Genomic DNA, 16,153 nt, shown 5'->3' with positions numbered 1-16,153 from the left:
ACTTCCGCTCAACAGTAAAATCATTGGTGTTTATTGGCATAACAGAATCAATTTAATAATTATGATTCTGTTACCGAATTATATAACATCTACAATCCTGAGGGATAATTTATCTTATAAAAATCAATATGATTGACAGATAAAATTTAATTAGGTAATATCCATCAAGAATCGTCATTCCCAACTTGATCCGATGGCTCGGATGGGAATCTTAAAACGTGCGTTAAGATTAGCTTCGCTGAGCACTCCTATGTTTGTTCTCAAATCAAAAAAGAGATAAATTAGCAATACTTAAGTGAAAAAGAGTGAGAGTGGATCTGAGCCTAAACAGCTTCTATATAGCATGTTCTCACGAAGATAGCACCTCACTCTTTCTTGTCTTTTAGAGTCTGAACAGAATGTAAGGCGTACATATGTTGATGTACAGCCAGGATATCCGATCAGGAGAGAAGATGAAGGGAGACAGTTCACTTTTGCTAATTTAATTAAAAATTTATGGCAGAAATTGTAAAACAGGTTGTAGGCATTGATGTAGCACAAAATGAATTAGTGGTCTCCCTTGGCAGGATGAACCACGACACAGGCGTTGATATATATGCCTATAAAATATTTGCAAATACTGTAGCCGGTTTTGGCAGCCTTACCTCATGGGCTGAGAAAAAGACGGTAAAAGATATTAAGGTACGATATGTAATGGAGGCAACCGGGGTTTATCATGAACATCTGGCTTATTATCTTTCAGATCAGGGAAAACAGATCAGTATTGTACTTCCAAACAAGATCAGCAATTATTTTAGGACATTGGATGTAAGGACAATTACAGACAAGACCGCTTCGCAGGCGATATGTCAGTTTGGACTGGAACGGAAACTGGAAGACTGGTTACAACCCAAAAAAATATTCAGACACCTGAAACAGCTTACCCGTGAAAGAGACCAGCTGATTACAGACAGAACAGCCCTGAAAAATCAATTGCATGCCGAGATGGCGGAGAAATTCCCAAACCAGAGCAGTATAAAAAGGATATCCAAGCGTATCCAGCTCATCAATAAACAGGAACTGGAGATCGAAACCGACCTCTCCAAAACCGTAAAAGAGGATGCAGAACTGGCTAGAAAGATAGACCTTATCACGTCTATACCTGGGGTAGGTAAATTAACAGCCATAATTGCCCTTGCTGAAACAAATGGATTCGAACTGATAAAAAACAAAAAGCAATTGATAAGTTATAGTGGACTTGATGTAAGGGTAAAGGAATCCGGAACCTCTGTAAAAGGGAAACCAAAGATATCCAAAAGAGGTAACAGGCATTTAAGGAAAGCGATGCATATGCCGGCAATAACAGCCATAAGGCACAATGCAAACCATAAAGCAATATTTGTTCGTCTTGTATCCAAACACGGGATCAAAATGAAGGCAGTGGTGGCCGTACAAAAAAAAATTCTCGGACTTATATACACCATATACAAAACGGATAAACGCTTTGATATTGACTATAATAAGATCGCGATAGAGAGGTAACAAATGTTTAGAGCAGCCATTAAAAAATGAACTGCCCTAATGAAGCTAGCTTAGAGCTGCCTTTAAGAAATAAAGTTAAAAATTATTTGGAGATAAACACAGAATCTTCGTGGTTACCACATGCGCTAGAAGACGACCGAACTAGTGGATTCTGTCAATGGTAGCGCAGCGAGGGAACTTTTATATAAGGCGGTATTCAATAACCTGTAGTCTTCGCTTTCAGATGCTTCATTGCATTCAGCATGACAGCTTAGCAATAAAAAAATACCGCTCTTTTAAAACGGGATTTCATATCAATTACAGGATATTTTCAGTTAAGAAATCCCAAAAAAAGTTTTTCCTGGAACTGCCTTAACCATTAATAGAATAGCTACAATAATTAGAACCAGTGCCAATCCGAAGAAAATAGCAATAGTGCGGTGCTTCGCTATAGCATCTGTTACTTTTTTCGACTTTGCGTTACCAACTGTGATTAAAATAATTGCAATAAGCATCATCGAAGTATGCTCAGCTTTAAAATAGCGGCCAATGGCATCGCTCATCGGCAATTTGGTTAGCGGACTTAGAAAGAATAAGACCAAACCAATCAAAAATTGGATATGCGCACTAATCAGCGTGAACACATTCAATTTGCGGTTACCCTCTGTGTATGTTTTTTTTCCAAACCAGCCCGATAGCGCGTTGACTACCGCGATAACCAATAAAATCAATACGATGTAGCGCCATCCCGAGTGCGCAGATTTTAAGATATTATACATTTTTCTAAAATATGATTAATCAAAAGTAGGCATTAATTGTAAAAAAGAGGATATTCTGTAAAATGAACGCTTATTTATATTAGTTTTAAACAAATTAAACCTAAAGCTTATTATGAAGAAAATTTTACTTGCCTTTGGGCTGGTATTTTCTGCTACATTTCTGTTTGCACAGCAAACCTCTTTCCCTGTTAACGGCTCTTTTGATACCCGACCTGGAATGTTTGCCTTCACCAACGCAACGATAGTAGTAAATGCCAACCAAACTTTAACAAATGCAACCCTTTTAATTAAAGGACAAACCATTCAGGCTGTTGGAACCGGCTTAGCCGTGCCAAAAGGTTATGTGGTGATCGATTTAAAAGGAAAATTCATTTATCCATCACTGATTGATGCTTTTAGCAGCTACGGCCTCACCGAAGCGCCTGTGCAACAACGCAATTTTGGTGGTCAGCGTCAATCTATTTTTATCTCGACCAAAAAAGGTGCTTATGGATGGAATGAAGCCATCAGACCTGAAACTGATGTAAAAAGCATTTTTTCTACCGACAGTAAAAAGGCAGACGAATTACGTAAGGTTGGTTTTGGAAGTGTAAATGTAATCAATCGTGATGGCATTGCACGCGGTATTTCTGCCGCGGTAACCTTAAACGAGGGTGCCGACAACAGTGTGTTTTTAAAAGACCAAACCGCAGCAAACTATTCATTCAATAAAGGAAGTTCATCAAACGATTACCCTACTTCCTTAATGGGTTCTATTGCTTTATTGCGCCAAACCTATTACGATGCAGAATGGTATGGCAAACAAAAAGATGAATATAACATTTCGTTGGATGAATTTGGTAAGCAACAAAATATCCCGCAGATTTTTGAAGTTGATGGATGGCAGAACATCCTGCGTGCAGATAAAATCGCGAAAGAGTTTGGCAAGAAATACATCATTAAATCTACTGGTGATGAATACCAACGCATTAATGAAGTTAAAGCTACCGGGGCAAGTTTAATCATTCCGCTAACTTTCCCTAAAGCTTACGATGTGGACGATCCGGCAGAGGCCAGAAATGTAACCCTATCACAAATGAAAGGCTGGGAACTGGCACCAACCAATCCGGCAACATTAGAAAAAGCGGGAATTAAATTTGCTTTAACATCATTTGGTTTAGAAAACAGTCGCGATTTCTGGGCGAACATCCGCACAGCGATAGAAAATGGTCTGACTGAAAAACAGGCCCTACAATCGGTTACAGAAATCCCTGCTTCACTTTTGGGCATCACTGACAAAGTAGGATCGCTTGAAAAAGGAAAAATAGCCAACTTTTTGATCTCATCAGATAGCCTTTTCAAAAAAGAAAACATCATTTTTGAAAACTGGGTACAAGGCAAACGTTTCATTGTAAACAAGATAGATGTAAGCGACCTACGTGGTTCTTACAATTTAAATGTTGATGGCGTGGGTGCTTTAACTTTAAAAATAACCGGCACAGGAGGTGGATCTATAGCAGCAATTGAAAGGGTTGGCGTAGATAGCGCTAAAACCACAGCGACCTTTACCAGAAACGGTGATTGGATAAGCATCAATTTCAATTTAAAGAAAAATCCTAAGGGTGATGTCCGTTTGAGCGGTTACATTACCTCAGCAAACCCGGTTACGATAAAAGGCGAATCGGCACTGGCCGATGGTACCACAGGTAAATTTACAGCTACTTATAAAGAGGCGGTTACAGAAACTCCCAAAAAAGAAGAACCTAAACCAATATTGGCGGTTGGACCGGTTATTTATCCCTTTTCCGCTTTTGGTAGTGCTGAGCTCTCAAAACAAGAAACCGTACTGATTAAAAATGGTACCGTTTGGACGAATGAAAAAGATGGTATCCTTCAAAATGCTGATGTACTCTTAGAAAACGGGAAAATTAAAGCTGTTGGGAAAAACCTTTCAGCCAGCGGTGCAAAAGTAATCGATGCCACCGGAAAACATGTTACAGCAGGCATTATAGACGAACACTCGCACATTGCAGGCGCTGGAGGAATCAATGAAGGTGCGCAATCGGTCTCGGCTGAAGTACGTGTTGCCGACATCATCAACTCTGAAGATGTAAACATTTACCGTCAGCTGGCTGGTGGGGTAACCACTTCTCACATTTTACATGGCTCTGCTAATCCAATCGGTGGTCAGTCGCAATTAATCAAACTACGTTGGGGTAAATCTCCGGAAGAACTGAAATTTGCAGGTGCAGATGGTTTTATCAAATTTGCATTGGGGGAGAATGTGAAGCAAAGTAATTTTGGCACAGGCGCCCGTTTCCCGGTTACGCGGATGGGTGTTGAACAAACCTTTGTCGATGAATTTACCCGTGCAAAAGAATATGCCAAAGCGCGCTCCGTGAAAGGTAACGGCGTACGTAGAGATTTAGAATTGGATGCGATTGTAGAAATTCTAAACAACAAACGTTTTATCACCTGCCACTCTTACGTACAGAGCGAAATTAACATGCTCATCCATGTAGCGGATAGCTTAGGCTTTAAGATTAATACTTTTACACACATTTTAGAGGGGTACAAAGTGGCCGATAAAATGAAAGCGCATGGCATTGCCGGCTCAACCTTCTCCGATTGGTGGGCTTATAAAAATGAAGTGGCTGAAGCTATTCCTTACAACGGAAAAATAATGCATAATGTTGGCGTTACCACAGCTTTTAATTCGGATGATGCAGAAATGGCCCGTCACTTAAACCAGGAAGCAGGTAAATCAGTTTTATACGGTAACGTTCCTGAAGAAGATGCCTTTAAGTTTGTAACCCTAAACTCGGCAAAAATGCTGCACATTGATGATCAAGTGGGCAGTTTAAAAGCAGGCAAAGATGCCGATGTGGTGATCTGGACCGCCAATCCACTTTCTATTTATGCCAGGGCCGAGAAAACTTTTGTAGATGGCATTGCGTATTGGGATATCGAGAAAGATGCACAGGTAATTAAAGCCATGCAGACTGAAAAAGCCCGTTTGATCCAGAAAATGTTGGAGCGTAAAAGTAAAGGTAGCCGTACACAGCGCCCATTAGGCGATGCACCCCGCCTGTACAATTGCGAAACTTTAGAAAACTATTCAGCAGAATTAACCGAGAAAGAACATGCACACTAAACAATACTTATTCAGTCTGGCTTTATCGGCGACAAGCCTGATGTGTTTTGCGCAGGCAAACATTTCGCCAGCTAAAAAACAAAGCAAAACCATCGCCATTACAGGTGCAACTATACATGTTGGCAATGGAACGGTGATTGAAAACGGGACCATTCTTTTTGGTAATGGGAAAATTATTTCAGTTAGCGCCAATGGGCAGATACCTCAAGACGATGTTATGCGCATTGCAGCTATAGGCAAACACATTTACCCGGGCTTTATTGCCGCAACAACCAATTTAGGATTAACCGAAATTGAAGCTGTAAAAGCCACATTAGATTTCCAGGAAATCGGGGATTTTAATTCACACATACGTTCCATCGTTGCCTACAATACCGATTCGAAAGTTCCGGCAACTTTACGCAGCAATGGAATTTTAATGGCACAGCCAACACCGCAAGGCGGAATGGTTTCAGGTAGCTCATCAGTGGTTCAGCTTGATGCCTGGAACTGGGAAGACGCAGCGCTTAAAACTGACGATGCCATGCACATGACCTGGCCAGTTACACCACGTTTTAGAGGTGGTTTTGGTGGTTTCGGCCGCCCACAACAGTCGCCAGAAGCTTTAGCCGAAAGAACACAGGCGGCCATTGCGCAGTTAACGTCGTTTTTTGCTGAAGCAAAAGCCTATTCCGAAATGGGCAAACCAGAAGTAATTAACACCCGTTTCGAGGCGATGAAAAAAGTATTCTCAGGAAACGAGAAATTATTTATCGCGGCTGATAGTCAGAAGGATATTGTTGCAGCCGTTAATTTCGCCAGGAAATTCGGCATCACACCAGTAATCACCGGTGCAGATGAAGCGTATTTGATCATCGATTTCCTGAAAGACAACAACATTACGCTTGTGGTGAAACAACCTCATGCTTTACCCAACAACAATGATGATGATGTAAACATGCCTTATAAAAATGCTGCCGTATTGGCCAATGCAGGTTTAAACGTGGTATTGAGTATTGATGGTTACTGGCAACAACGCAACCTGCCTTTTATGGCCGGAACAGTTACAGCCTGGGGCCTGGATAAAGAAAAGGCGCTATCTACCATCACCTTAAATGCAGCAAAAGCGATGGGGGTTGATAAAACCACGGGTAGCATTGAAACAGGTAAAGATGCTACCTTCTTTATTTCTACCGGTGATGCTTTAGATATGCGAACCAATAAAGTAGAACAGGCTTTTATTCAAGGCAGGGATCTCAATCTTGATAACCTGCACAAACAATTGGATAAAAAGTTTAGCGATAAATATGCTGCTGAGAAGAAGTAGCTTTAATCCATTTTAATTTACCAAACCTCCATCGATTAATTTCGATAGAGGTTTTTTTATTATAGAATCTGTGGCTTAACCGAACTATACTATGGTATCAACTGGTATAAATTTCGGTTAAAGTATATTCAACATTATGACGGTTTTTAGTCGAGTACAATTGTCACAAGTCCGACCTAAGTCCGACTTAACCCCGTCGAAAGTCCGTCGCAACAGTTATGCTGCTATTGCTGTGTCCTATACTGGAATAAGTTTGTTCGATACAATATGTTCATTCATTTTTTGAAATTAAACTTATCTCAAAAACTGTAAACCTATAAATTTTCACACAAGCACAATACATTAAAAGACATTTATAAAATCTAAAAAAACGCACAAACAAACTGTTCAAATGCCGTTGATACTGTTTTCTTAACATCGACCACATTTCTAAACTATTTTATAATATAAAATCATCATCAGCTTAACACTACAATAACACCTTTGCGGTCAGATAACAAATCAAAAAACTGATCATGATTAAAAATTTACTAATTGCAGTGATCCTGTTTTTATGCTATGCCGCTAATTCGGCAATTGCACAAACCACACAGGCATCAATTTCCGGAATTGTGACGGATGAACAAAAGAAACCCATCCCTGGTGTTTCGGTACAGATCCGGAACAATTCTACTGGTTTTAGCACCAGAACATCAACTAACGCCCAGGGTGAGTATACCTTTAAAGAGCTTCCTTTGGGTGGGCCTTACACGGTTAAAGCCATCTACATCGGTTACGCCGAACAAAACAGAACAGGCTACATGCTAAACCAGGGCGATGCGGTAAAGGTTGCCATTAATATGCAGGAAACTGCTCAAAACCTCGGTGGGGTAGAGATCAACGGATCTTCGTTAAGAAATAAAGTGCAGCAGTTTGGTGCATCTACGGAGATTTCATCTAAAACGATGAACTTATTACCAGTAAACGGCCGTAATTTTTCGAGCTTAACAGATTTATCACCACTATCGGGAGCAAGTGGTATTGCGGGTCAGCTGGGCTCTTCTACCAACTTTACTATTGATGGTATGACCGCAAAAAACCCTACTTCAGCAGGAAGCACAAACAGCCGTAGCGGTGCGCCATATTCCATCTCAATCGAAAGTGTTCGGGAATTTAAAGTAGTTACTAATCAATATGATGTAAGTTTAGGCCGTGCTGGTGGCGGTACAATTAGTGCCGTAACCAAATCAGGTACTAATCAGGTTACAGGTAGTGCATTCGCTTATAACAGAGCTGATTTTTTAGCGAGCCAATACGACATCAGGGGCAACAAAAGGGTAAATGATTTCTCTACTTATCAATATGGATTTAGTTTAGGTGGCCCAATTATTAAGGATAAATTACATTATTTTGCAGCCTGGGATCACCAGAGAGATTCGCGTCCTTTAATTATTGCCGATATCAATTCATTAGCAGATGAGGCCCGTTTCAACGTTACTAATACAACATTAAAAGACTTTTTAACTGTTGCCAGAAATAAATATGGCGTGGCCAATACACCTCAATATGGCTCATTCGATAAGAAAAGAGGAACCGATGCTGGTTTCTTGCGTTTAGACTGGCAAATTGATGACAAGAACTTATTAACCGTTCGGGATAATTATACCAATGATAGAAACCCGCTTGGGCTTGCAGATAATACTGCGATCAATTTTTACGAAAGTTACGGGAACGATAAAAATGTTGACAACAGTTTGTTAGCAACACTTCGTTCTACAGTGAGTAGCAAGGTTACAAACGAGTTAAAAGTACAGCATTTATATACTTTCCAGGCCAGTACACAAAACGATGAATTGTCTTACGCCATACCAAGAGCAATTGTAAATAATGTTCCTTCAACTTTATCAAATGGCAGCAATGTAACTACTGCTATCCAGATTGGCGGTCACCGTTTCGGACAAGAAGGTTTTACCAATAATGTTTTTCAGTTGGTTGATAATATTTATTATAATACTGATAAAATTAAATACACCTTTGGTATCGATATTATGTACACCCATGCAAAATCATTGTATGGCAGCGAAGTAAACGGAAGGTTTGAATTTACTAACTCAGGTACAAAAGAAGCTGGAAACGTACAAAGTTCAGTGCAAAATTTTAATAATTTAATCCCTAACCGTTACTACAGGGAAGTGCCATTGGTAGCTGATCCTACTGTAACCGGTAAATTATTAAACTCGGCCATTTATGGCCAGATGCAAACCAAATTAGGTAAAGGTTTAGATTTTACGGGAGGTTTGCGTTTAGATTATAGCAAATACCCAACATCGCCACTTAACCAACAGTTATATGATGCTATTGGTGTGAGAACTGATAATGAATTAAAACAGTTTTTAATTCAGCCACGTATCCAGTTGGACTGGGATGTAAACGAAAAACATACCGATTATGTTCGTTTAGGAGCAGGAATTTTCGGATCAGATGTGAACAACTACGTAACCATTAACAACCTTACTTTTGATGGAAAACATTTTGGAACGGTTGATATAACTTCTGGGATTCCAACACCAGATTTTGCAGGCTACAGAAATGGTACAGTTACCGCACCTGCATTACCGGGTTCACAACTGGCAACTATAAACACTTATGCTGATGATGCAAAATTACCGGTAGTGTATAAAGCCAACTTATCGTACAACAAATTAATCAACGAGAAAATACGTATTGGCATTACCGGTTATGCCACATTGGCCCGCAATAACTACATGTATGTAGACAGAAACATGGCGGCCAATCCATACTTTACTTTAGCGAACGAGGGCAATAGAGGCGTTTTTGTTCCATCAATTCCATCAAATGGAGTAGCAGACTGGAAAACAGGCCGTTTAACAACTAACACCTTTGGCAGAGTGCTAGAATTAAACAGTAAGGGCAAAGTAAACCAATTTGCCATCGTTGTTGATGGTACGTGGAAATATTTTAAAGACGGGGAAATTACTGCAAGTTATACCTGGAATGATGCCAAAGACAATACTTCGTACAATGGTAACGTAGCCAACTCTGCAACTTTATCTTTGCCGGTAGTTGATGACCCAAGAAATTTAAGCAAAATGACCTATTCTAATGGTCAGTTCCGGAATAAGGTGATCATTTATGGTACATTACCATCATTCCATGGCATTAAAGCAGGTGTGCGTTATTCGGCCATTGGCGGTACAAGATATAGCTTGCTTTCGGGCAGCAATACCAACGGCGATTTCGTATCTACAAACGATCTGGCTTTCATTTTCGACAGAAATAACCCAAGTACACCAGCAAATGTTCGCAACGGATTACAAGCATTATTGGATAATCCACTTGCAAGCAAAAGTTTAAAAGATTATATCCTAAAATACGAAGGCACATTTGCAGAACGTAATGGTGGTATTAACGGTTTTTACGGTACGATTGATTTAAGATTGGCTTACCAGATTAAATTCGGACCAGGTAAAAAGCAAAGTGTTGAAATTTCTGGCGACTTGTTTAACGTGGCCAACTTATTTAAGAAAACCTGGGGTACTTCAGAAACCTTAGGCACACAGGCTATTTATGGTTTGGGAATTCCAGCAGTAAAAGACGCTGCAGGCACTGAAATAACTCCTGCAGTAGCCAATTACGATACGACTAAGCGTCAATTCAATTACCGGATCAATAATAGCGGTTTAGTGACACCATCAGGTAATCCTTGGCAGGCACAAATTGGTTTACGTTACGGATTTTAAACAAATGTTAGCTAAGTATCTTAGCTTAAAGTCATAAAAAAAGGGAATGGATTTTTATCCGTTCCCTTTTTTTATGTTTGTATTTAAAACAACAAAACTTTAATGGGATTATTATTAGACTACCTGAAACAACACAAGTGGGTTGTGGTTCTGGCGCTATTGCTTGCAGGTTTCAATATTGGCTTTTCACTTTTAGATCCATATATTACCGGTCGGATTTTAGACCGCTTTATCAATAAAAAAGATACGCTCACTTACACGCAATACCTTTGGGGTTCGCTGGGTTTAATTGGTCTTGCTATTGGTGCCGCCATGGTATCGCGGATTGCCAAAAACTTTCAGGATTACTTCACCAGCGTGATCGTACAAAAAGTCGGCGCAAAAATGTATGCTGATGGTTTGCAGCACTCGCTAAAATTACCTTATCAGGTTTTCGAAGATCAGCGCAGTGGTGAAACTTTGGGTATTTTACAAAAAGTACGCTTAGATTCTGAGAAGTTTATTACTTCCTTTATCAGTATTCTTTTTGTCAGTTTAATCGGAATGATTTTCGTTATCGTGTATTCGGTTTCGGTGAGCTACAAAGTTACGCTGGTTTATTTCTCCGCTATTCCGATCATCAGTTTTGTAAGCTGGTTTTTGAGCCGCAAAATTAAAACTATACAACGCTCTATAGTTGGTGAAACTACAGCTCTGGCAGGCTCTACCACAGAATCTTTAAGAAATATCGAACTGGTTAAAAGTTTAGGCCTGGCCGATCAGGAAATTGAAAGGTTGAACAAAACCACCTATAAAATACTTGGTTTGGAGCTTAAAAAAGTGAAATATGTACGCAGTATGAGTTTTGTTCAGGGCACTACCGTAAATTTGGTGCGTAGTACCATGGTGCTGGTGCTGCTCTTGCTTATTTTCGACAATACCATTTCGGCCGGACAATATTTTTCATTCCTTTTTTACTCCTTCTTCCTTTTTGGTCCGCTACAGGAGCTTGGCAACGTAATTTTAACCTGGCGTGAGGCTGAAGTTTCACTAGGCAACTTTAAAAAGATTTTAAGTACACCAATTGATAAAAAACCTGATAACCCAACTTCGATCGCAAAAATTAAAGATCTAACCTTTAGTAACGTTGGTTTCAAACACCTAACGGCCAATAGAAATGCTTTAGAAAATATTTCTTTTAAAACGCATCACGGCCAAACTATTGCATTTGTTGGTCCTTCAGGCTCTGGAAAAAGCACACTGGTAAAACTATTGGTGGGTTTATACCCGGCAAAAGAGGGTGAGATTTTATATAATGGCATTCCTAGTAATGATATCGATTTGGATGCCTTACGTGAGAAAATTGGTTTCGTAACGCAAGACACACAGTTATTTTCGGGGACGATAAGAGAAAACCTGTTATTTGTAAACCCTACAGCTACTGATGAGGAATGTTATAAGGTATTAAACCAGGCTGCTTGTCAAACTTTATTGGCCAGGGCTGATAAAGGTTTGGATTCGTTAATTGGCGAAGGTGGGGTAAAGGTTTCAGGTGGTGAGAAACAACGTTTATCGATCGCCAGGGCATTATTACGCCAGCCTGATATTCTGGTTTTTGATGAGGCAACTTCTTCGCTGGATTCAATTACAGAAGAGGAGATCACCAAAACCATTCGTTCAGTTTCCAATTTAACCGATCACATTACCATTTTAATTGCGCACCGTTTATCAACCATCAAACATGCTGATAAAATTTACGTGTTAGAAAAAGGGCATATTATTGAGCACGGCAATCACGAAGAGCTAATTGCACAAAACGGATTATACCAGGCCATGTGGCGCCAACAAATTGGCGAGCGGATTGTTGAAGCTTAAGAGTATTAAATCTTTTTAAATGTTATTAGCAGAAATCAATAGCAACCAGATAGCGCTGTTTGTGATTATACCCGCTATTTTATGGCTGGCCTTAATTTTGATAGCCCTTTATCATATCTCCAGAAATAGCTCAATGGGCTTCAGCGTAAAGGTTTTGTGGTTTATTATTATCCTGCTGGCGCCCTTTCTGGGTTCGATTATCTACCTTATATGGGGTAAGAATAAGAAGTTTTAAATTTTAATCCAACCGTTTACTCTGCATCTAGCCTGTCCAACCGTTAATAGTAGCAAAAACCTAATTGCACTAAACCTGACTGTACGGAAATACTTTTTGTTGCACGGAATAACAAGCCATACCACCGTTAACAAAAAGATTGGAGGAAAGGCAGGGCTAACGAAAAACCTTGCACACTATTGCTTTCCTATCTATAAATAAGCATCATTCTGCCTAGATCCAAACTATTAAGTTGATGATTCTTTATATTAAACAGCCTTAGCGGTCTGCTCGTTAATATCCTGTAAGCTTAATTTGGTTAAAGATCTTGTTTTCAACCAGGTAATACCAGCAATGGCAATCGTCATGCTTCCTCCAAAAACAACTGCAGGAACAAGCTTCATCAATTTAGCCGTTAAACCCGATTCAAACTCGCCGATTTCGTTAGATGAACCAATAAACATACTGTTTACTGCCGAAACCCTTCCACGCATCTCATCTGGAGTAAGCAATTGCATGATGGTTTGCCTGATGATTACACTTACACTATCAAACGACCCCTCCAGAAAAAGGAAGAATAATGTTAGATAGAAGTTTTTAGATAAACCATAGCAAATTATGCTGAGGCCGAAACCTGTTACTGCAATTAGCAGGTTACGCCAAGGTTTGCCCATTGGTGAAAAGCGTGTCATGGCCAACATAGTAATTACAGCCCCTGAAGATGCTGCACCGCGCATCATGCCCAATCCAAAAGACCCTAAATGAAAAACATCTTTGGCAAATATAGGCAACAGGGCTACCGCCCCACCAAAAAACACAGAAAACAGATCTAAGCTCATGGCCCAAACCATCATCTTGGTTTTAAAAACAAACTGTATTCCTTCTTTTAAACTATGGAAGATATTCTGCGTAGGCACATAGGTAGCTGGATGCTTTTTAAAGGTAGATATGCAAATTAATGAGATGGTAACAAGAACTACAATTACACTATATGCTGCTGTAATTCCCCATAACCAATTCACTAAACCACCAACTAACGGGCCAATAATAGTAGCCAGTTGCCAGCTGCTGCTGTTCCATGTACTGGAGTTCGGATACAGCTCTTTAGGTACAATTTTGGCCATTAAAGAAAATGTTGCCGGACCAAAAAACCCTCTGGCTAAGCCAATGCAGAAAACCAAACCATACATAATCAGCACAATCAGATTTTCTTGCAAGTTAAGATACTTACTGGTAATAATCAGCATTAAAACTGATGCAAGCCAAACACCTGAAAATATCTTGATTAACAACCCACGTTTTTCACTTTTATCGGCAATGTAACCACCATATAAAGCAATACCAATAGCTGGAATAGCCTCGCATAATCCAACCAAACCGAGTTTTAACGGATCGTGTGTTAAATCATAGATATGATAACCGATAACAACGGCCTGCATTTGATAAGCAAGCGTAAAAAAGAACCGCATGCCTAAGAATGATCGAAATTCTTTGTAACGTAAAGCTGCAAATGGGTCTGGTTTTACAATAACGGGGTTGGGGCCTGAATCTGCCATGTAGAAAAATTATTTGCAAAACTAAGCTTTGAAAATCAAATAAAGGAATAGAAAAATGCTCGACATTGCTTATTTTTCTATTTATAAGTAAAATAACAGGGGAATAACCTACACCTTAAAGCATAAAAAACCCGATGAATAATTATTCATCGGGTTATCAAGTATGGCTAGCTTAGTAACCAGGATTTTGTTCGAGTAAATTATTTTTGTTTACTTCATCGCGGCTAAATGGCCTAAAATAAAGCTTATTGTCCCAGGTTCTGTTTTCTTGTGCATTTTCCTCAACCGGATTATAAGTATAATCATATACGGTTGGGTCATAATGATAAGGAGCAGTCATGGTTTTTCCAGACTTAAATTTACCTGTTACTTTAATATAAGTAGTTTTACGGCCTAGTGTTTCCGCAGCAATTAACCACCTACGCGCATCATGATAACGTTGTTCTTCGTAAGCCATTTCGATACGGCGTTCGTGACGGTAAACTTCCCTAAGTCCAGCCTGGTCTGTAGCGGTTACGGCAGGCATACCTGCCCTGAAACGGATTTTGTTTAACCAGGTTGTAGCATTACTAAGTTCTCCTAACTCAATGCTTGCTTCAATATAATTAAATACCGCTTCTGTATATCTAAAGAAAGGCCATGGCACATTCTGCGACATAGAAGCATCTACAATGGTTGGATCCGGATCAATAAACTTATGGTAATAATAGCCTGTCCAGCTTCCGTTCCAGTTTTCGATAGAACTAGCTCTTGTATCCAATCCTCTAAAATCAAATCTATTGCCTTTATCATCTAACAAATCATAAATACCAGTTTGAATCTGGCTTGCCGGGTCTACATCTCCCGAAGCTTTATCACGTGGTTTCCAACCTGCTCCATCATATAAAATAGTAGCATAAAAACGAGGGTCCCTATCCTGATAAGGATTAGCTTTTTGTGTGGTATTTGTCCAGCTAAATTTACTGCCATCTTTCATCTCATAATCATCAACCAGCAAACCTATTGGGGTATTACCGGCCCAGTTATGATAACCATTAGGGCCATTTTGCTGCGCGTGTTTAATATTATTCTGGATAATAAAATATCGGGCAAAAATGAGTTCCGATGAAGCGGTAGCATCTATACCAGGGGCTTTACTTGCGCCACCCATGGCAATGCTTTTATAATTTAACTGGCCATCTGTAGCGGGAGCAGAAAGATTTAATTTATATCCTGTACCTAAATCCATAACTGCCTTAGCAGCAGTTTGTGCTAAACGATAACGGTCTGCCTGGGCGCCACTTGCATAACTTAAAAAATCTAATTTTTGGGCGGCAATGCCTGTAATTTTCGAAGTAAGTTTTGCCCTATCATGCAGGTCGCTTGCAGCATAAATTAATACCCTTGATTTTAGCGCTAAAGCAGCTAGCGCTGTGGTACGTCCTTTATCAAGTGTTTTACCTGTTAACAATCTATTGGCTTCATCGCAATCTTTAACAATGAAATTTACACACTCTTCGTACGTATTTCTTTTTACTTTATAGTCATCATCCAACACATAAATCTTTGTGATAAGCGGTACTGCGCCATAATAACGCAATAACTGCTGATAGTAGTAAGCTCTTAAAAAATAAGCTTCTCCCAATAGCTGATCTTTTAACGATTGGCTACTCAAACCATTATCGCCACTGGTTATTTTTTCGATGGTAATATTACAGGCCCTGATACGTGTGTACATTTGTTTGTATCCCCAGGTATCATCTACCCATCCCAATGTAGATGGATTAATAGTTGCATTATTAATCAGATCGATACCACGGGTAGGATGTGTAAATAATGCTTCATCAGAAACCGAAGCCAGCATTTGTTCGGAGAAACCACCATTACCCAATCCATTATAGATATCGTTAACGAAGGCCTGCGCAGTTGCAGGATCTTTCCATACTGACTCTGCCGGCACCTGGCTAGGGGAATCTACATCTAAAAAATCTTTCTTACAGGAGGCTGCAAAAAAGGTAGTAAGAATTAATATATAGAACTTGATATTTTTATTTATTGCTTTCATATTCTTGATTGTAACGGTTAAACTTAA

9 protein-coding genes are annotated in these 16,153 nt (G+C 39.6%); 6 read left to right on the top strand and 3 right to left on the bottom strand.

Annotation, left to right across the window (positions count from 1 at the left end; genetic code table 11):
- The first annotated feature begins 495 nt into the window (after nt 1–495).
- A complete protein-coding gene (locus BLR60_RS20710; RefSeq protein WP_090503405.1) occupies nt 496–1,521 on the top strand; it encodes an IS110 family RNA-guided transposase in 1,026 nt (341 codons plus the stop codon).
- A gap of 314 nt (nt 1,522–1,835) precedes the next feature.
- On the opposite strand, the gene BLR60_RS20705 is transcribed toward BLR60_RS20710, so the two are convergent.
- Nucleotides 1,836–2,279 (bottom strand): cytochrome B, encoded by a 444-nt coding sequence (locus BLR60_RS20705; protein ID WP_090503402.1) that lies wholly within the window; start codon nt 2,277–2,279, stop codon nt 1,836–1,838.
- A 112-nt stretch (nt 2,280–2,391) separates the two neighbouring features.
- On the opposite strand from BLR60_RS20705, the gene BLR60_RS20700 reads away from it, so the two are divergent.
- The 5 genes from BLR60_RS20700 to BLR60_RS20680 all read left to right on the top strand — a co-directional run bounded on the left by BLR60_RS20700 (nt 2,392) and on the right by BLR60_RS20680 (nt 12,547).
- Complete coding sequence (locus BLR60_RS20700; RefSeq protein WP_090503400.1) at nt 2,392–5,412, top strand: amidohydrolase family protein; 3,021 nt, start codon at nt 2,392–2,394, stop codon at nt 5,410–5,412.
- Nucleotides 5,402–6,718 (top strand): amidohydrolase family protein, encoded by a 1,317-nt coding sequence (locus BLR60_RS20695; RefSeq protein WP_090503396.1) that lies wholly within the window; start codon nt 5,402–5,404, stop codon nt 6,716–6,718. The genes BLR60_RS20700 and BLR60_RS20695 overlap by 11 nt, the downstream gene beginning before the upstream one ends.
- Before the next feature lie 515 nt (nt 6,719–7,233).
- The gene (locus BLR60_RS20690; RefSeq protein WP_090503393.1) at nt 7,234–10,458 is read left to right on the top strand and encodes a TonB-dependent receptor; all 3,225 of its coding nucleotides are present in this window, start codon (nt 7,234–7,236) and stop codon (nt 10,456–10,458) included.
- 102 nt (nt 10,459–10,560) lie between these two features.
- A complete protein-coding gene (locus tag BLR60_RS20685) occupies nt 10,561–12,312 on the top strand; it encodes an ABC transporter ATP-binding protein (protein WP_090503391.1) in 1,752 nt (583 codons plus the stop codon).
- A gap of 19 nt (nt 12,313–12,331) precedes the next feature.
- Nucleotides 12,332–12,547: a PLDc N-terminal domain-containing protein gene (locus tag BLR60_RS20680; RefSeq protein WP_090503388.1), complete on the top strand. Its 216-nt coding sequence runs from the start codon at nt 12,332–12,334 to the stop codon at nt 12,545–12,547.
- Nucleotides 12,548–12,795: 248 nt separating this feature from the next.
- Here the strand turns inward: BLR60_RS20680 and BLR60_RS20675 are convergent, their stop codons facing one another.
- Entirely contained in the window at nt 12,796–14,082 is a 1,287-nt protein-coding gene (locus tag BLR60_RS20675; protein WP_090503387.1) for an MFS transporter, read from the bottom strand.
- Nucleotides 14,083–14,254: 172 nt separating this feature from the next.
- Entirely contained in the window at nt 14,255–16,126 is a 1,872-nt protein-coding gene (locus BLR60_RS20670; RefSeq protein ID WP_090503384.1) for a RagB/SusD family nutrient uptake outer membrane protein, read from the bottom strand.
- Nucleotides 16,127–16,153 lie beyond the last annotated feature (27 nt).

The organism is Pedobacter terrae (assembly GCF_900100705.1).
GTDB classification, from domain to species: Bacteria; Bacteroidota; Bacteroidia; order Sphingobacteriales; family Sphingobacteriaceae; genus Pedobacter; species Pedobacter terrae.
Note: the sequence above shows the minus strand (reverse complement) of the source record. Positions and strands in the feature narration are given on the sequence as shown.